At 36.2% G+C, this 18,109-nt stretch carries 17 protein-coding genes and 2 tRNA genes; 6 read left to right on the top strand and 13 right to left on the bottom strand.

Annotation, left to right across the window (positions count from 1 at the left end; genetic code table 11):
• Nucleotides 1-26 precede the first annotated feature (26 nt).
• On the top strand, nt 27-938 hold the full coding sequence (locus BXU11_RS11225; RefSeq protein ID WP_078212600.1) for a type IX secretion system membrane protein PorP/SprF: 912 nt from the start codon (nt 27-29) through the stop codon (nt 936-938).
• Between the two features lie 9 nt (nt 939-947).
• Nucleotides 948-2,891 (top strand): OmpA family protein, encoded by a 1,944-nt coding sequence (locus tag BXU11_RS11220; protein WP_078212599.1) that lies wholly within the window; start codon nt 948-950, stop codon nt 2,889-2,891.
• 60 nt (nt 2,892-2,951) lie between these two features.
• On the opposite strand, the gene BXU11_RS11215 is transcribed toward BXU11_RS11220, so the two are convergent.
• The gene (locus tag BXU11_RS11215) at nt 2,952-3,785 is read right to left on the bottom strand and encodes an 8-amino-7-oxononanoate synthase (RefSeq protein WP_369803207.1); all 834 of its coding nucleotides are present in this window, start codon (nt 3,783-3,785) and stop codon (nt 2,952-2,954) included.
• Nucleotides 3,786-4,252: 467 nt separating this feature from the next.
• Nucleotides 4,253-4,741, bottom strand: a complete 489-nt coding sequence (locus BXU11_RS11210; RefSeq protein ID WP_078212598.1) for a DUF1761 domain-containing protein — start codon at nt 4,739-4,741, stop codon at nt 4,253-4,255.
• 180 nt (nt 4,742-4,921) lie between these two features.
• Here BXU11_RS11210 and BXU11_RS11205 point away from each other — a divergent pair, with 180 nt between their 5' ends.
• A complete protein-coding gene (locus tag BXU11_RS11205) occupies nt 4,922-5,740 on the top strand; it encodes a hypothetical protein (protein ID WP_024981993.1) in 819 nt (272 codons plus the stop codon).
• 125 nt (nt 5,741-5,865) lie between these two features.
• Here BXU11_RS11205 and BXU11_RS11200 read toward each other — a convergent pair.
• Together BXU11_RS11200 and BXU11_RS11195 are read right to left on the bottom strand one after the other, a co-directional pair.
• A tRNA-Met gene (locus BXU11_RS11200) sits at nt 5,866-5,938 on the bottom strand.
• Between the two features lie 35 nt (nt 5,939-5,973).
• A tRNA-Met gene (locus tag BXU11_RS11195) sits at nt 5,974-6,046 on the bottom strand.
• Nucleotides 6,047-6,197: 151 nt separating this feature from the next.
• On the opposite strand from BXU11_RS11195, the gene era reads away from it, so the two are divergent.
• Nucleotides 6,198-7,079 carry a GTPase Era gene (gene era / locus BXU11_RS11190; RefSeq protein WP_078212733.1) on the top strand — a complete coding sequence of 294 codons (882 nt, stop codon included), beginning with the start codon at nt 6,198-6,200 and terminating at the stop codon, nt 7,077-7,079.
• 301 nt (nt 7,080-7,380) lie between these two features.
• On the opposite strand, the gene BXU11_RS11185 is transcribed toward era, so the two are convergent.
• Both BXU11_RS11185 and BXU11_RS11180 read right to left on the bottom strand, forming a co-directional pair.
• Nucleotides 7,381-8,148 (bottom strand): TlpA disulfide reductase family protein, encoded by a 768-nt coding sequence (locus BXU11_RS11185; RefSeq protein WP_078212597.1) that lies wholly within the window; start codon nt 8,146-8,148, stop codon nt 7,381-7,383.
• A 20-nt stretch (nt 8,149-8,168) separates the two neighbouring features.
• Complete coding sequence (locus BXU11_RS11180; protein ID WP_078212596.1) at nt 8,169-8,666, bottom strand: hypothetical protein; 498 nt, start codon at nt 8,664-8,666, stop codon at nt 8,169-8,171.
• Nucleotides 8,667-8,805: 139 nt separating this feature from the next.
• Between BXU11_RS11180 and der the strand changes: the two genes are divergently transcribed.
• Nucleotides 8,806-10,116 (top strand): ribosome biogenesis GTPase Der, encoded by a 1,311-nt coding sequence (der, locus tag BXU11_RS11175; RefSeq protein ID WP_024981997.1) that lies wholly within the window; start codon nt 8,806-8,808, stop codon nt 10,114-10,116.
• A 45-nt stretch (nt 10,117-10,161) separates the two neighbouring features.
• On the opposite strand, the gene BXU11_RS11170 is transcribed toward der, so the two are convergent.
• Nucleotides 10,162-10,890 carry a DUF2490 domain-containing protein gene (locus BXU11_RS11170; protein WP_223253728.1) on the bottom strand — a complete coding sequence of 243 codons (729 nt, stop codon included), beginning with the start codon at nt 10,888-10,890 and terminating at the stop codon, nt 10,162-10,164.
• Between the two features lie 87 nt (nt 10,891-10,977).
• Here BXU11_RS11170 and BXU11_RS11165 point away from each other — a divergent pair, with 87 nt between their 5' ends.
• Nucleotides 10,978-11,766 carry an SDR family oxidoreductase gene (locus BXU11_RS11165; RefSeq protein ID WP_078212595.1) on the top strand — a complete coding sequence of 263 codons (789 nt, stop codon included), beginning with the start codon at nt 10,978-10,980 and terminating at the stop codon, nt 11,764-11,766.
• Between the two features lie 78 nt (nt 11,767-11,844).
• Here BXU11_RS11165 and BXU11_RS11160 read toward each other — a convergent pair whose 3' ends face one another.
• The 6 genes from BXU11_RS11160 to BXU11_RS11135 all read right to left on the bottom strand — a co-directional run bounded on the left by BXU11_RS11160 (nt 11,845) and on the right by BXU11_RS11135 (nt 18,108).
• Nucleotides 11,845-14,403 (bottom strand): TonB-dependent receptor, encoded by a 2,559-nt coding sequence (locus BXU11_RS11160; RefSeq protein ID WP_078212594.1) that lies wholly within the window; start codon nt 14,401-14,403, stop codon nt 11,845-11,847.
• A 367-nt stretch (nt 14,404-14,770) separates the two neighbouring features.
• Complete coding sequence (locus BXU11_RS11155) at nt 14,771-15,586, bottom strand: YgcG family protein (protein ID WP_078212593.1); 816 nt, start codon at nt 15,584-15,586, stop codon at nt 14,771-14,773.
• Nucleotides 15,586-16,023, bottom strand: a complete 438-nt coding sequence (locus BXU11_RS11150; protein WP_078212592.1) for a TPM domain-containing protein — start codon at nt 16,021-16,023, stop codon at nt 15,586-15,588. Before BXU11_RS11150 ends, BXU11_RS11155 begins: the two co-directional genes overlap by 1 nt.
• 58 nt (nt 16,024-16,081) lie before the next feature.
• Entirely contained in the window at nt 16,082-16,669 is a 588-nt protein-coding gene (locus tag BXU11_RS11145; RefSeq protein WP_024982001.1) for a LemA family protein, read from the bottom strand.
• Nucleotides 16,670-16,731: 62 nt separating this feature from the next.
• Entirely contained in the window at nt 16,732-17,064 is a 333-nt protein-coding gene (locus tag BXU11_RS11140; RefSeq protein WP_024982002.1) for a MerR family transcriptional regulator, read from the bottom strand.
• A gap of 66 nt (nt 17,065-17,130) precedes the next feature.
• Nucleotides 17,131-18,108, bottom strand: coding sequence for a M23 family metallopeptidase (locus tag BXU11_RS11135; RefSeq protein WP_078212591.1), 978 nt, complete (start codon nt 18,106-18,108; stop codon nt 17,131-17,133).
• Nucleotide 18,109: the final 1 nt, after the last annotated feature.

Raw genomic sequence — 18,109 nt, 5'->3', positions numbered from 1 at the left:
TGCTCTCAGGCTAAAAATAAAAGCATATGAAAACAAGATTAACTTCTTTCCTTTTATTGTTAGTAGCGGCGGCGAGCTATGGTCAACAAGACGCACAGTTTACCCAATACATGTACAATACCATTAATATCAATCCTGCCTATGCTGGAAGTCGTGGTGCCATGAGTATTTTTGCCTTGCATCGTACCCAATGGGTAGGGCTTGATGGAGCACCCACGACCAATGCTGTTTCGATTAATACTCCAATTAGCAATAGCAATTTAGGATTGGGCGTGTCGTTTGTGAATGACAAAATAGGACCAACCAATGAAAACACCATTTCAGCCGATTTATCCTATAGCATTCAAACATCAGCGGATTTCAAATTGTCTTTTGGAATGAAAGCTACGGCTAATCTGTTTAATTTGAACGCGAGTAAATTGAATCCAGTGAACCAAGGCGATGCACAATTTCAAAATTTGCGAAATGTATTTACTCCTAACGTAGGAGCGGGGATTTACTACCATTCCGACAAAGCCTACTTGGGACTTTCGGTTCCAAACTTCATTCAAACCAATCGCTATAATGATAATGAAGTAGCGATTTTCAAAGAAAGAATAAATTACTATTTCATTGGAGGTTATGTTTTTGATTTGTCGAGCGATATCAAATTCAAACCCGCTTTTTTAACCAAAGTAGTAGAAGGTTCGCCTTTGCAAGTGGATGTTTCTGCCAACTTTATGTTTGTTGAAAAACTTACGCTTGGAGTTGCTTACCGATGGAGCGCTGCCATGAGTGCCATGGTTGGTTTTCAAGTTAGCGATGGAATGTATATTGGCTACGGTTATGATTTAGAAACGACCAATTTAGAGAATTACAATTCAGGCTCTCATGAGATATTCTTGCGCTACGAGATTTTTAAGAACAGTAACAAAATACTAACGCCTCGATTCTTTTAAAAGTTGATTATGAAAAATACTATCCTCTTCACAATATTGGCGCTAATTTTTTCTTCATGGAATAGTTATGCTCAAAAAGCCAAAGTTTCTTCGGCCAACAAAAACTACGGTAACTATGCCTATGTAGATGCGATTCAAACCTACGAGCGATTAGCTAACAAAGGGTATCAATCTGCCGAGATGTTCGAGAAATTAGGGAATGCCTATTATTTTAATGCTGATTTTGAGAAAGCCTCTCAATGGTATGGACAATTGTATGAAATGGCAACAGAATTGGCGCCAGAATATTACTATCGTTATGCACAATCGTTAAAGGCCGTGGGCAAGACCAAAGAAGCAGCTCAAGTTTTATCCAAATTTGAAGCAAAAGCTAGTAACGACAGCCGAGCCAAGCGCTTACAAAATAACACGGATTATTTAGAAGACATCAAAGCCAATGTGGGAATGTATACCATTGCCAATGCGGGTATCAATTCTAAATATTCAGATTATGGCAGTGCAGTTGTGGACAATAAATTGGTTTTTGCATCAGCTAGAGATACCGGCGGAGTAGGCCAACACAAACACGCTTGGACCGGAGAACACTTTACCAATTTGTACGCAGCAGCCGTAGATGGTGAACTGGTGCCAACCCTTGCACAACGCTATGATGCGAATGTGAATTCTAAATTTCATGAAGCTACCCCTGTGTTTACCAAAGATGGGAACACCATGTATTTTACCCGAAACAACTATTTGGATGGTAAAAAAGGTAAAGATGTCAATAAGGTTACACTACTTAAAATATACAAAGCCACGCTAGTGAACCAAAGATGGACCAATGTTACCGAATTGCCTTTCAATAGCGATCAATTCAGTACGGCTCACCCAGCGTTGAGTCCTGATGAGCAAACCCTTTATTTTGCTTCAGATAGACCAGGTACTCTTGGACAATCTGATTTGTATAAAGTAGCTATTAATAGCAATGGAACTTTTGGCGAACCGACCAATCTAGGTCCCGAGATCAATACCGAGGGGAGAGAAACGTTTCCTTTTGTGACCAATGATAATCAGTTTTATTTTGCTTCAGATGGTCATCCTGGATTGGGAGGTTTGGATATTTTTACAGCCAAAATCAATGCTGATGGTACTTTTGGCGAAGTAGAGAATGATGGAGCGGAGGTGAATTCTCCCAAAGATGATTTTTCATATTACCGCGATAGCGAGACCAATAAAGGATTTTTCACCTCGAATCGTGAAGGAGGTATGGGTTCCGATGATATTTATCGCTTTACCAGCAAGAGTCGTTGCCAACAAGTTTTAAAAGGAAAAATCACTGATAGCGATACTGGAGAAGTTTTAGCAGGAGCAACAGTTACGTTGCTCAACAAGCAATACAAAGTCATTGGCACCACCACCTCAGATGATCAAGGTAATTATACATTTGCCATTGAATGTCGACGTACCTACATTGTAAGAGCAAGTAAAACCGACTATAAAACCAATGAAAGCAAAATAAAAATCCCAGCCACATCGGGTGAAAGTATGGTGAATTTGGCATTAGAAAGTGCTATATGCAAAGTAGCTATTGGCGATGATTTAGGGAAATGTTTTGGGATCAAAATGATTTATTTTGATTTAGACAAGTCCAATATTCGTAGTGAAGCGGCTTTGGATTTGGCCAAAATACTCGATGCGTTACAACAAAACCCAACGATGAAACTCGACATCCGCTCGCATACCGATTGCAGACAAACAGCCAAATACAACATGGCTTTATCTGAACGTAGAGCCAAAGCAACAATTGCTTGGTTGGTCTCAAAAGGTATCGACAAATCCAGATTAACCGGACGCGGATACGGAGAATCACAATTGGTAAACGACTGTGGTTGCGAACCAACAAACCAGTCTAACTGCACCGAAGAGCAACATCAAATGAATAGAAGAAGTGAATTTATAGTGACAAGCTTGTAGCTTTTTCAAAACAATAAAAATGCCCTCTGAAATACATCATGAGGGCATTTTTTTAAGGGCTTACTTGAACGGATTTCTTTCGATCCAAATGGTTTTGGGTTCTAAGTATTTGAATAAATGAGGCAGAAAATAATTAATAATAGGATTTTTATGTTCCATCAATCCAAACATTGTCTCTGGTTTGGCTCCTACAGAACTTTTGATTTCTAGGGCTGTTCTGGCAAAGATTATTGTTTTGAATTCTTTTTTGATGGAGTATGCAATCATGTCGTATAGCATGTTCAGGTATAGCATTTTTTCGCGTTGTATCTTTTCATCATAACCTAAAAAATAGGTATCCATGGCTTCACCATTTTTAATCAAGGTATTAAATCCTACTAGTTTGTTTTCTATAAAATAGCCATAAAAAAGAAAGTCATCTTTCCAAATTCTTTTTAATTCAATAAAGTGATTTTTTGACAAGAAAAATGAATTGAAAGGAGCATTTTTAGCTACATGATAATATAGTTCGTAAATTAAAGTTTGGTGCTGTTCAATTTCGTCCAAAGAGAGTTTTCGTTTTGTGAGCCCTTCTGATTTTTTTCTAGCTCTTTTGTATTGATCTCGGTATTTTTTGTTCAATGCCTGTATATAATCTTGTTCTGTTTTCCAGTGCTCAGGAATTGAAAAAATCATATTAGGTTGTGTAGTAAATTGAAAAACAGAACGAAAAGGAGTTTGATTGATCTTTTCTATTTCTGATTTAGAGAAATCTTTACTTGTCAATAGATGAACCTCTATTTTTTGTTCTTTTAATTTTTTTTCAATATTTTTTCTGGCTTCAAAAAGTGCAGTTAGACCTTGTTCAAAAGGAATAGAAGGAGAAAAAGCATAGGCATTTTCGCCCGTGAGCATACAGTTTCCAAGAAATAGTACATGGGAGGAAAATTGTTTGAACAGGAAGTTTCGTAGAATGGTTTTTATACATTTATCTCGTTCTCCAAAGGAGGCTAGTTTTTTTAAATCTAAAAATTGACTTATTGCTACTCCAACCAATTTATCGCTGTCAAATATCCCAATAAAAAAACATTGCATATTGTCGGGCAAGAGACTTCTAAAATTTCTAAGTAATCACGTTGTAAAAAGGTATTATTACTAGCGATAGTGTCCCAGTGCTCAGGTAATTTTTTGGAGGAATGATATATAATAAAGGTAAGCGATGCTTTCAAAAAGGGAAATATTGATTCGAAAGCAAATTTAAACTAAAAAAGTAAGGATTGTGGAAGTACGCAAAAAAAGAAGTGATATAATGGAAAATTGCTAAAAAAATCCTGTATAAAAACTGATTCGTTCCAAATAAATTAAAACGAATCAGTTCTCAATTATTTCCATCCGCAAATAATGGCTCCCATAAAGGTTAGCGTGATGATCCAATAGCCCGCATGAATAAAAATATATTTCCAAGATTTTCTTTCAAATAGTCCATTGATGGCTATCATCGGAAACGCAAAAAACAATCCAGAGATGAATCCATGCAATGCGCCATGTTTGTAGGTTCTGAAGGCGGTTCCATAATCAGCCATAAAAGCGGTAAAGGAAGGTAGTACTTCGTTCATTTTTGAGGGACCTCCAACCATTCCTAATGCTCCCATTTGATGAATAGTTAATGTCATTTCAATAGAAGCAATAAACAAAGAAAACAGGTAAGTAAGTCCGAAAATCTTCAACATGTTTCCAGTTTTAAGTTGATCTTCTGTTAGTCCTGCTTCTTTCATCCAAATGGTGCCAAATACTTTTGGATGGTACCAAACAAATCCAATAAAAAGGGTAAGCAAAGCTGCTACAAATAGCGATTGAAAATTCATTTCCATAATTGATTCATTTTTAGGTTAGTATTCAAATGTACAAAAAAAAATAAATTGCACTTTTTTAAATTCTTGTAGGATTACAGTGCTTATTTTTTTTATTGATGCATTTGGTCGATTTTATTTGTATTTAAACTTTGTCTGCCTTACTTTTAGAAAATAAAATTAAGATATAGTTAACATGTTATGAAAAAAGTTTTTTTCTTCTTGTTGTTGTCTTTTTCGACAAGCGCTTTTGCATCGGTTACTTTTAAAGAGCGTGATGCTTTGTTGCAGTTGTATTATAGTACCAATGGAAATACATGGAAAATTAAGTGGAATTTAGCAGCTCCTGTAGCTACTTGGTATGGTGTTACGGTACAAGAGGGTAAAGTGGTTGGAATTGATTTGTCGGGTAATAATCTTTCAGGAACTGTACCTGCTGCTATTGGTGATTTGGTTTTTTTGAAAAAGTTGCATCTGAAACAAAATAAAATCGAGGGAATCATTCCTAAAGCGATTGGTAATTTAGTTCAGTTGAATTCTCTAAATCTTTCTCAAAATAATTTACAAGGAGCGATACCTAGTACTATTGAAAATTTAGATTCTTTACTGGAGTTAGATTTGGGAATGAATCAGTTGATAGGGAATTTGCCTACTGGCATTGGTAAATTGGTTAGACTTGAAGTTTTGTCTTTATATAACAATGATTTAGAAGGAGAATTGCCGGTTTCTTTATATACAATTAGAACTTTAAAAACTGTTTTGCTCAACGGTAATCATTTCAACGGCGTGCTTCATGATAATGTAGCAAAATTGAGTGATTTAGAGCAGTTGAGTTTGTTTGATAATGAATTGAAAGGATTGATTCCTAGAGGGCTAGAAAAATTGAAGAAATTGCGAGAGCTTAATATATCATACAATAATTTTAAAGGTCCTGTCTCTGAAGAATTATGGAATAAAGATGCCTTGAATTTAACAATGCTTACTTCAAAAGGAAAGATAGTTTTGCTAGAAACAATATGATTTTTTGTTAATATGTTTATATTTAGTGATAAAGAAACCTGCTTTGGCGGGTTTTTTTTGTGCTATTGTAGGGGTAATAGTGTAATCAAAAAAAAACACCAGCTTTTTCAAGTGGTGTTTTCTAGTAGCGGGAACAGGACTCGAACCTGTGACCTTCGGGTTATGAGCCCGACGAGCTGCCTACTGCTCTATCCCGCGATGTGCGTTTTGTAATCTCAGTAAAATTAACTTAGTAGCGGGAACAGGACTCGAACCTGTGACCTTCGGGTTATGAGCCCGACGAGCTGCCTACTGCTCTATCCCGCGTTGTTTCGGGTGCAAATATACAACGGTTTTCTTGAAATCCAATCATAATATTAAAAAAATGTTTTATTTCGTCTATTGGGTTGATATGGCTACCTTTGTAGCGATGATCTTTTACTACGGACTATACGAAGTAAAAATAAATATATTTAAAATGATACATAAAGCCGGTTTTGTTAATATAATTGGAAATCCAAACGTGGGTAAATCAACCCTAATGAATGCTTTTGTTGGGGAACGATTGTCTATTATTACCTCAAAAGCACAAACTACCAGACATAGAATTTTAGGAATTGTAAATGGAGATGATTTTCAATTGATCTTGTCGGATACACCTGGGATTATCAAGCCTGCTTACGAAATGCAGGAATCTATGATGAATTTTGTAAAATCTGCTTTTGAAGATGCCGATGTTTTGATTTATATGGTGGAAATTGGCGAACAAGAATTAAAGGATGATGCTTTTTTTAATAAAATTATCCATTCTAAAATTCCAGTTTTGTTGTTGTTGAACAAAATTGACAATTCAAATCAAGAGCAATTGGAAGAACAAGTCGCTTTTTGGACCGCCAAAGTTCCAAATGCGGAAATTTATCCAATATCGGCTTTGCAGAATTTTAATGTTCCTGAAGTGTTTCAAAGAATCATTGCTTTGTTACCTGAATCTCCAGCTTACTATCCTAAAGATCAATTAACAGATAAACCGGAACGTTTCTTTGTAAACGAAACTATTCGCGAAAAAATATTGTTGAATTACAGTAAGGAGATTCCCTATGCTGTAGAAATTGTTACCGAAGAATTTTTGGAAACAGATACTATTATTCGTATTCGCTCTTTGATTATGGTAGAGCGTGATACACAAAAAGGAATTATCATTGGGCATAAAGGTGCCGCTTTGAAAAAAGTAGGAATGGATGCCCGTGTTGATTTGGAAAAATTCTTTGGCAAACAAATTCATATTGAATTGTATGTGAAAGTGAATAAAAATTGGAGAAGCAACGCCAATATGTTGAAGCGTTTCGGGTATAATCAGTAGGGACAGGTCGCTACCTGTCCGTACAAAAATTGGCGAAGCAATGCCAATATGTTGAATCGTTTCGGATATAATCAGTAGGGACAGGTTGAAACCTGTCCGAACGCATGTTTGAAAAAATAGTAGGGACAGGTCGCGACCTGTCTCTACTATTTTTTTTTAGCCCAGATCGTAATGGAAACCCCGGAGTACCAAAAACTAGTGGTTCTTGTGGTTGCAGAGCGACCAGCGGAAGCTCCTTCAAGCGCATTAGAACCACAGTTTTTTGGAACGAGGAGTTGTAATGGAGAGCTGGAATGGCTACTTATTTAAGAGCTTCTTTTTGTAACGCAATTGCTAGTTCTTTAAAAGTAGTCACTTCTTTTGAAATTTTTCCTTGTTTGTTGATGATGATGTGCGTAGGAAATGTCGAAATTCCTAAAGTGTTTTTTATGAATAACGCTTGATTTGATACTACGGCATAGTTGAATTTCTTTTTGGTTAGGAAGCTCGATAATTTTTGACTGCTGTCATCAGCTAAACTTATGAATACAATGTCTGTTCTGGCTTTGTACTTCTCTACTAATGAATTGAGTTCAGGTATTTCTTCGATGCATTTTTGACAATGTAGGTTCCAACATTTTAAAACTATTATTTTGTTTTTTGTGTTCTCATTGTTGTATTTAACTCCTTTTAGATCTTTAAAGTTAAAATGTGGAATTGATGTGCCTTCTTTTTTGAAATTGTGGTAGGATTGTAAACTTTCGTTTTTAATAGTGCTTGGTATGTTTGGATCGCAGTTTGGGTCTAATTTGAATAGTTGGTAAAATTGTTGACCGTTTTTTGATACTAATTGAATTGGAATGTATTTTCCTAATATTAGCTTTTTTAAGAAAATTTCTTTGTTGATGATGTTATAGTTTTCGTCAATTGACTTGAAGTCAGATGATAGAATAATGGTGTTGTAATGATAGGTGTACCATTGCATAAAATCTTTCTGAATTAAATTTGGGTCAGTGTCTAGCATTCCGTACTGAGTAGTATTGGTGCAAGACGCAAAAAGTATAAATACTACTAGTAATCGGATTTTCATATTTTTTTGGTTTTTAATGATTAAGATTCAATTATTTTTAAAAACACTTTTTCTAAGTCGTTCATTTGTTTTTCGCCGTTGGATCTTATTTGTCGGGCGATGACATAGAGGAGAAACCAAGCAAAAATCATCATAGAAAGTACGATTAAATCCCATTGTGTGGATTCTTTGAGGACATAATGTGTGTAGGCAATACCGCAAAACACGATGAAAGTACCTGCAATCATAAAATGCAGAAACATAAATAAGGTCCACAACGTTGGGTCTGGCCCGAAGAGGCCACGGATATGGGTTTCGTTTTCGGATTTTTTTTCTAATTCGAGATGCAAATGGGGTGACCAATATCTTTTTTTATCACCTTTGATGTTGAGCCAAATGTGATAGCCTCTGATTTTGGCATAATAATCAGGGGATTTTTCATGAATGAATTTTTCGAATTTTGCGCGAACGGCGTCAGTGTTTTCGGTGATGTCTTTGTAAAATCGTAGGCGTAATCTAATTTCGTTATCTGGGTCCATGGTTTTGGGATATTGGGTTGGGTATAGTTTAGTTGTGCTAATATATCAAAAAAATTGATTCTCATAGTTTTAAACACTACCTTTGCACGCCTTAACCGCAAAAGTGTGCGCTAAGGATAACTATTTGAATACGAATAAAATGAATAATATTGTTGCGATAGTAGGAAGACCTAATGTAGGGAAATCAACCCTTTTTAATAGGCTGATACAAAGAAGAGAAGCTATTGTAGATTCGGTTTCTGGGGTAACCAGAGATAGAAATTACGGTAAAAGCGAGTGGAACGGAAAAGAGTTTTCTGTGATAGATACAGGTGGATATGTCCGCGGATCTGATGATGTTTTTGAGGGAGAAATCCGCAAACAAGTTGAATTGGCAATAGATGAAGCCGATGTGATTGTTTTTGTGGTAGATGTAGAAGAGGGAATTACACCGATGGATGAAACGGTAGCAAAGTTGTTGCGTAAAGTGACTAAGCCTGTTTTATTGGCCGTGAATAAAGTAGATAATGCGATGCGTGAGAAAGACGCAGTAGAGTTTTATAATTTAGGATTAGGAGAGTATTTTACTTTTGCAAGTATTTCTGGAAGTGGAACAGGTGATTTGTTGGATGCTTTGATTGAAGCTTTTCCAGTTAAACCTGAGCCTGTAAAAGAAGAAGTAGTTTTGCCTCGTTTTGCTGTAGTAGGACGTCCTAATGCTGGAAAGTCGAGTTTTATCAATGCTTTGATTGGTCAAGATCGTTTTATGGTGACGGATATTGCGGGAACTACTCGTGATGCTATTGATACAAAATTTGATCGTTTTGGTTTTGAATTTAATTTAGTAGATACAGCTGGAATTCGTCGTAAGGCCAAAGTAAAAGAAGATTTAGAATTTTATTCTGTAATGCGTTCCGTTCGTGCTATTGAACACGCAGATGTTTGTATTTTGGTGATTGATGCTACTCGTGGTTTTGAAGGACAAGATCAAAGTATTTTTTGGTTAGCTGAAAAAAACAGAAAAGGTGTTGTTATCTTGGTAAACAAATGGGATTTGGTAGAAAAAGATACGATGTCTACTCGTGATTACGAAGAGAAAATTAAAAAGGAATTGATGCCATTTACAGATGTGCCAATTCTTTTTGTTTCGGCTTTGACCAAACAACGTTTGTTGAAAGCATTAGAAGCGACTGTAAAAGTATATGAGGATAGACAACAAAGAATACCTACTTCTAAGTTTAATGAATTTATGTTGAAGGTTATCGAGGCATATCCACCGCCAGCTACTAAAGGTAAATATGTGAAGATTAAATATTGTATGCAGTTGCCAACGGCTACACCGCAATTTGTATTTTTTGCGAATTTGCCGCAATATGTAAAAGAACCTTACAAACGCTATTTAGAAAATAAAATTAGAGAACAATGGGACTTTTCTGGTGTTCCGATTGATATTTATATTCGAGAAAAGTAATAAGTTTAAAAGACCAAAACATAAAAAGTGTTTTGGTCTTTTTTTTTATAAATGCATTTTATGAAAAATACTCAGTCTGATGATGTCTCTATTGAAATAGTCGACCCCGCTAGGACGTTGTTGAAAGCTTTTTAGATAGCCAAGTTCAATAGCAATGTTTTTGTTGATGCCATATTGTAAGGCACCATAGATTCTATTTTGGTCGAAGGTGTTGTAGATGATACTTTTTCCAGCATTTAGCATAATCTCGTCGAATACAATTGCTTTGAGATATTGTTTTTCTTTTTCCCAAAACGGAAATTCTGCTTGCAATCGGTAGCGAAATCGCCAACTGAAGGTAGTGCCATCTGTAAGTCCTGTCTTAGAAGCGTTGTGTATGAACCTTTCTTCAACTTGTAGTCTTTGGTTGAGGGTTATTTTTTTTAGATTGAACTTATACGTTACATCCTGCTGTCCTCTATATTCAGGAATTTCAAAATCAAAGTCCTGTTTTGGGTCTTGTGTATAAACCGAAAAGTAAGTGAAACCAGCTCCAGTTTCTATATTTGAATTCCATTTGTATCTACCTTGGATTCTAAAAACAAATAGATTTTCAGCAATTGGTTTCAAGAAAACGCGATTGTCAAACTCTGTATGAATGGACCAATTGTCATTTAAAGTTAGTAGATTATAATACCGAGTCCAAAGAATGCTTTGGTGGTCGATGTTTTTTTCTGATTGAGAAAAGGAAAAAAAGTAGGATAAAAAGAGAAGAATAAGGAACTTTTTTTTCAAAATATTTTTTTTGTAAATGTAAGTCTACGAATAGAATAGTGCAAAAAAAATGTTTTATTTTATATCTTAGTAAAAAATCAAAATGTTATGAATGTAACTGGAAAAGTAATTTGGATTACAGGTGCTTCAAGTGGAATAGGGGAGGCATTAGCCTATGCTTTAGCTTCAAAACAGGCAAAGCTTATTTTGTCTGGGCGAAATCTGGAAGCTTTAGAGCAAGTAAAGGAAAAATGTAATAGCACTGATGTTGTGGTGCTTCCTTTTGATTTGTCTGATTTTGATGCATCCAAAAGTACTGTTTCTAAAGCCTTGCAATTTTTTGGTTCCATTGATATTTTGATTAATAATGGTGGAATTAGTCAACGCTCTTTAATTGCTGAAACTGATTTTGAAGTTGATAAAAAATTGATCGAGGTCGATTATTTGGGAACGGTGGCCTTAACAAAAGCGCTTTTGCCGCATTTTATACTACGAAAGAAAGGTCATTTTGTAACTGTAACCAGTTTAATGGGTAAATTTGGAAGTCCATATCGTTCAGGTTATTGCGGAGCAAAACACGCATTACATGGTTTCTTCGATGTTTTACGTATGGAACATGAAAAAGACAATATAAAAGTCACACTTATTTGTCCTGGCTTTGTACAAACTAATGTTGCTATAAATGCTTTAACCGCAAGCGGAGAAGCTCAAAAATCAAATGATGAAGCGACACAAAACGGAATGCCCGTGGATGTCTTTGCTTCTAAAATGATTAAGGCTATTGAAGCCAATAAATTTGAAGCTTATATTGGAGGTAAAGAAGTTTTAGGGATTTATTTGAAAAGATTTTTCCCAAAAATGCTTCATCATTTCGTTTTAGAGAGTAAAGTAAGATAGATGTTTATGATAAAGAGCCATCTAAAATAGTAATTTCAGACGGCTCAAAATCAAGTAAAAAAATGAAGTTCATTTACACTATAAAGAATATTTTAAGGTGACACCATACGTTCTTTGGTCACCAAGTACTGCTGCATATTGCCCTGAATTTCCACCAGCAGGAAGTAATTGTTCGTAGTAATCTTTGTTGAATAAGTTGCGTCCCCAAATGTACGCCGACAAACCATCTGCAACACGGAACCCCAAACGACCATTAAATATAGCATAACCTGGTACTACCAAATATTTCGATGCAGAAGGGCTTGAAGAGAATTCAGAACGAGCAAAACTATCAAGGGCAATGAAGAATTTACCGATGCTTCCGAAAAATTTAGCATTTTTAGTGTATTCACCCCCAAGGCTTCCTGCCCATTTTGAAACTCCTGGCAAGTCTGTTCCAGAAACATCTTTAAACGATACCGCAGCTCCAGTTTCTTCTAGTGGCAATGGGGCGTTTGTGAATGTAACATATTTTCCATCGCTATAAGTACCGACAGCGTTAAAGCTAAAGTGTTTGTTAAGTATAAAACTAGCATCTAATTCTATACCCTTTACTCTTACTTTATCAGCATTGGCAAGGTAGCCACGATTTACACCCAATTCAGCCGCTTGCACATTGGTTTGGAAATCTTTAATCTCAGTATTAAAGAAGGTCAAGTTCAAAACCGAATTTTTAATAGGTGAACTTTTTATACCGAATTCATAATGGTTAACGCTTTCAGGTTTAATAACTGCAAGGTCAAGAGCTGGTTGGCCAGCAATAGTCGGAAGTCCTGCTACATTCACACCAACCGGTTTATAACTTTTTGCATAGGTAGCATACGCATTGATTTTATCGGATACTTTGTAGTTCACGGTTAAATTTCCTGAAAAGTCTGTGTCATCAGTACTTGAAGTGAACGCTTGGTCTGTATAAACCAATCTTTTAAGTGCAAGTAAAGCTGGGTCTGTTGTTTGAAGCCCTCCGTAGGTTTTACGGTCGTAATCAGCAGCTTTTTTGTCATAATTATATCGTAAACCTGGGAGTACGTGTAATTTTTCAGTGATTGCCCAATCCAATTGAGTAAATACAGCGGCACTTGTTGAACGTACATTCGAGTTGGTTCTTATACCATATCCTTCAAAAAGACCTGGTGTTCTCCATAATGGGCTAGTAGTACTTTGAGCAAATCGCCATTGTGTCTTTCCAGATTCTTCATTTCCTCTTCCTTTTACTTCTTGGTCAATGAAAAACAAACCTACCACACCACTTAACGATGAACTTAATTGTCCTGCATAGCGAACTTCTTGCGTAAATTGAGTATGTCGGGCAGGGTTTTGTGATAATGCCAATACTTGTAAACCTGTGAAGTCTCTATCATTCGATGGATCCCAATTCCAGAATCTCCAAGCTGTTGTTGAGGTAAGTGTTCCGCTACCAATTTTTGTGTCAATATTTAAAGAGGCGCCACCTAAATCTTGTCCAGAGCGCCAAGGGGTGTCGTGGTCAATCTTGCGGTCAAAAGCATTCAAGCTTGGAAGTTGGTAATTCAAGTCAGCAATTATGGCATTAAATTGACGGTAAGCCGCTCTTTGTGTAGGAGCAACACCAGCCACTACTTGAGCATATCCGTCAGGACGTTGCAAAGTGATGTCTGCTGCGAATAGTATATTTGTTCTCTCAGAAGGAGTATAAAGTAATTGTCCTCTAATTCCTTGGTTGTTTAGTGTATTAGTAGCTCTTCCTGTTACAATATTCTCGATTAATCCATCACGTTGAGTACCAGAGAATGATATTCTACCAGCAATTTTAGAACTCAAAGCTCCTGTAACAGAGGCTTTGGCTTGAATGAACTGGTAATTACCATAACTCACTTCAAAGTCAGCATCTGAAGTAAAACTAGGTTTGCGAGAAGTGATGTTAAATGCACCCGAAGTTGTGTTTTTTCCAAACAAAGAACCTTGCGGACCACGCAATACTTCAATTCGATCTACATCTATAAAATCTAAGGTTGTAGCGGCAGGTCTAGAGAAGTAAACACCGTCTACATAAAAACCAACACCTGGGTCAATACCGTCATTAGTCAGTCCAAAAGGAGATCCCAGACCACGAATGTTAATTCCAGTATTTCTTGGATTGGAAGAATACAATTGAACAGACGGAACCAATTCTTTTAGACGATTCACGTTGAATGCCCCAGCTTGTTCTGCTTGTTTGCCTGTTACAACTGAAATGGCAATGGGAATATCTTGAGCTTTTTCTATTCTACGTCTTGAGGTAACCACTACCTCAGATAATACTTTTTCTTCTCCAGTAGAGATATTTATTTGTAATGGTTTTGCATTAGTAGGTAATTCGGTGATTTTAATCTCTTTGGTATTAAAACCTGCGTATTGCACAATAATGGTAAATGGTAAAGCTTTGGCTTGAATGGAAAACTTACCATTAGCATCAGAGGTGGAACTATTGGTAGTTCCTTTTATAAATATATTGACACCTTCTATAGGTGCGTTGTCATCGTTTCTAATTTCTCCCTCTAAAAGGCTTTGGCCATAGGAAGTTGAAAATAGTAAAATTAAAAGTAGGGTTGATAGTGTTTTTGTATAGATATTTTTCATTATTATATAAATTATATGTAAATAGTCGAATTAAATTATAAATTTTTATTTGGCTAGGCACATACACATCATACAATCACTAATTTTAATAATTGATACTTGTTTCTTTTTTAGCTTTTCCTTTGAATAAGCATTCTTTTGATTCGTTTTCATTGTAGTCTTATTTTGGGTTGAAAATATTTCGGGAGCAAATATATATTATTAATTCTACAAAATTAGTAGAATTAAAAAATATTTTTTGTTCAATAAGCAAGCTACTGAATAACAAGTTTTTTTGTTTTAAAATAAAAACAGCGCAATGTGTTATCATTGCGCTGTTTTTTTATGCTTTTGTGAATGTGTTTTGACACTAAAGTAGAAGTTTTACTTACCAACTTCCACTTGAGCCTCCTCCAGAGAATCCGCCACCGCCGAATCCTCCACCGAATCCTCCACCGCCAAAACCTCCGCCAGATGAACCACCAAATCCACCTCCGCCGCCACGGCCAAGGTTACTTAAAATGATGACATCTAGTAGGCTAGGGCCGCCGCCGCCTCGGTTTCCAGAATTGCCTCCGCCTTTGTTTTTAGAGAACAAAATTATGAGCATGACAATAATAAAGATAAGGGGAAGAATAGGAAAACTATCTCCTTTTGCTTTTTTTCGTTCTCCTTTGTATTTGCCTTTAAAAACATCGAATAGGGCATCGGTTCCTTTGTCGACGCCATTATAATAGCTGCCTGCTTTGAATTCTGGAAGAATAATATTTCGGATGATTTCACCGCCAATACCTGCAGTCAGTCTGTCTTCTAGACCATAACCCGCTTGAAGCGCAATTTTTCGGTCATTTTTTGCAATTAAAAGAATGACTCCATTGTCTTCTTTGGCTTGACCAAATCCCCAAGTTTGTGCCCATTTGGTCGCTAATTGATTGATGTCTTCATTTTTTAAACTTTCAATCGTGATAACCACAATTTGTGTTGTAGTTGAATCAGAATAGCGTACAAGTTTTTCTTCTAGTTGGGCTTTTTCATTAGCATCAAAAAGACTGGCGTAATCATACACCGAAGTTTGAGCACTAGGTTTTTCTGGAATGGTAAATTGAGCTGATAAAAAACTACTATTTAATAAAAGTAAAATAAAAAGAAATAGTTTTCCTATCGTCTGTTGTCTGTTGCCTTCTGCCTTCTGCTTTTTTTTCATTATCCTTTAGAAATTTCATTTGATAATTCGTTGGTGTCGCCTTCTTGCCAAGGAAAGTGTTTTTTGAGTTGTTCGCCAGCATTCAGGATACCATCAATTAAACCTTGTTTGTAATTGCCTACTTTGAACTGGTTAATCATAGCGTCTCGCGTACAGTTCCAAAAATCAGCAGCTACTACATCGTTTATACCTTTATCGCCACAGATTACAAAGGTTTTGTCATTCACTGCAAGATAAATGAGTACACCATTTTGTAATTCAGTAGCATCCATATTGAGTTCGTGAAAAACCTCCATAGCACGGTCATAAGCATCAAGAGAAGTGGTAGCTTCTATATGAACTCTAATCTCGCCCGAAGTATTTTTCTCGGCCACACGAATGGCTTCTACTATGGCACTTTCCTCTTCTTTAGTTAAAAAGTCTTCTACTTTTGACATTTGTTTAGTTTTTTTATTGGTATAAAAAAAGCCCCTCCTTCGGAGGGGTTGGGGAGGTTTAGAATTTAACTTCCACAGGTTTTTCTGCACCTTCAACAGCTTGGAAATAGGCTTTTTCTTTAAAGCCAAACATTCCAGCAAAAATAGAGTTAGGGAAGGTTTTTATGTGCGTATTGTAAGGTTTAACCGCTTCGTTAAAACGAGTTCTAGCAGTCAAAATTTGATTTTCAGTACTAGCCAATTCGTCTTGTAATTTCAAGAAGTTAGCATTAGCTTTAAGGTCAGGGTAACGTTCTACAGAAACCAATAATTTAGATAATGAAGAGGAAACACCTGATTGTGCTGAGTTGAATGCTGTTAATTGTTCTGGTGTAATGTTCGTTGGATCCACTGTTACGGAAGTCGCTTTGGCGCGAGCCTCGATAACGGCTGTCAAAGTGCTTTTTTCAAAATCAGCAGCTCCTTTTACTGTGTTGACAAGGTTGCCAATTAAGTCATTTCTTCTTTGGTAGGAAGTGTTTACATTTCCCCAAGCTTCGTTGATGGTTTGCTCGTAACCCACAGCTGTGTTGTTAATTCCTTTCACCCAGCTATAGATTCCAAAAATAACTACTGCTGCAATAATCCAAGGCAAAAATCTTTTCATGTGTTTTAATTTTAAGGTTTATTATTTAGTGTTTAATTTTAATTTAAGTTTTCTTTCAGGGTTTAAAGCTCATTTTTGATGTTGGTTAACTGTGTTTTTATGGCTTCTAATTTTCGAATAATTTCAAATTTGTCTAATGTTTTCTTTTGTCCTTCTTTTAAATGGGTTTTAGCACCTTCTAACGTAAACCCTCTTTCTTTGACCAAATGATAGATTAATTGTAAATTTTTGACATCTTCGGGAGTAAACATTCGGTTCCCTTTGGCATTTTTTTTAGGTTTTAAAATATCAAATTCACTATCCCAGAATCGAATCAAAGAGGCATTAACGCCAAAGGCTTTGGCTACTTCTCCAATGCTGTAATATCTTTTATCTGGTGCTAATTCTATATGCATTTTTTACTCTCTTTTTATAAATTATAGTAGCTGATTACTTTTAAACGGAACACTTTTTTAAAAGCATTAATCCAGCGATTGATTTTCTTGGTTGGCAGCATTAGAAATGGCAACATATTCTACTGCAGAAATTGAACCGTAATAAAAATTCAACGGATTCACTACTTTGCCATTTTTATGTACTTCATAGTGTAAATGTGGTGCTTCTGAACGTCCCGTGCTCCCAACATACCCAATAATGTCACCTCTTTTGACACGCTGTCCTGCTCGGCATTTGTATTTGCTTAAATGGGCATATAAAGTTTCATAGCCATAACCATGCCGAATCACTATATGATTCCCAAAACCGGACGCGCCATTGTCAGCTCTTGCAACCACTCCGTCGCCACTGGCAAAGATTGGTGTGCCTGTTTTGGCGGTAAAATCCATTCCGTTGTGCATTTTGCGTGCTTTGGTAAAAGGATCAGTTCGGTATCCAAAACCTGAAGCGACATGTTTTAAGTTCTCGTTTCTTACGGGTTGTATGGCTGGAATCGACGAAAGAAACTCTTGTTTTGCTTCAGCTAATTTTAAAATCGCATCTAAGGATTTAGATTGAATGGCCAATTGTTTACTTAAAACATCGATTTTTTGGGTGGTCGATACCACTAATTGCGAGTTGTTAAATCCCTGAAGGCTCGCATATCTATTTTGATCTTTAAAACCAGCGGTACGTTCGCTATCTTCAATCGGTGCGGTATTGAAATAGGTTCTGTACAGGTTGTTGTCTCTTTCGGCAATTTGTGTAGCTACATCTTGTAATTGTTCAATTTTCTTGCTCAAAATGGCATAGTTGATTTTTAAGTGCTCTATTTCACGTGCTTGAATGCGGTCATTTGGTGTTTTGAAATAAGGAACGTTGAGTAATGCTACAAATGAAAGAAAACCAAAAAGAGCCGAAGCAACTAGAAACAAAAGAGCAAAACCGAATTTTTTCCTTTTTTTTGGAGTTATTTTTCGATATGCTAATTTTTCTGAATCGTAATAATATTTTACTTTGGCCATA

This window comes from Flavobacterium sp. LM5 (assembly GCF_002017945.1).
Classification (GTDB): Bacteria; Bacteroidota; Bacteroidia; order Flavobacteriales; family Flavobacteriaceae; genus Flavobacterium; species Flavobacterium succinicans.
The sequence above is the reverse complement of the archived record's forward strand: the minus strand, read 5'-3'. Positions and strand labels throughout refer to the sequence as shown.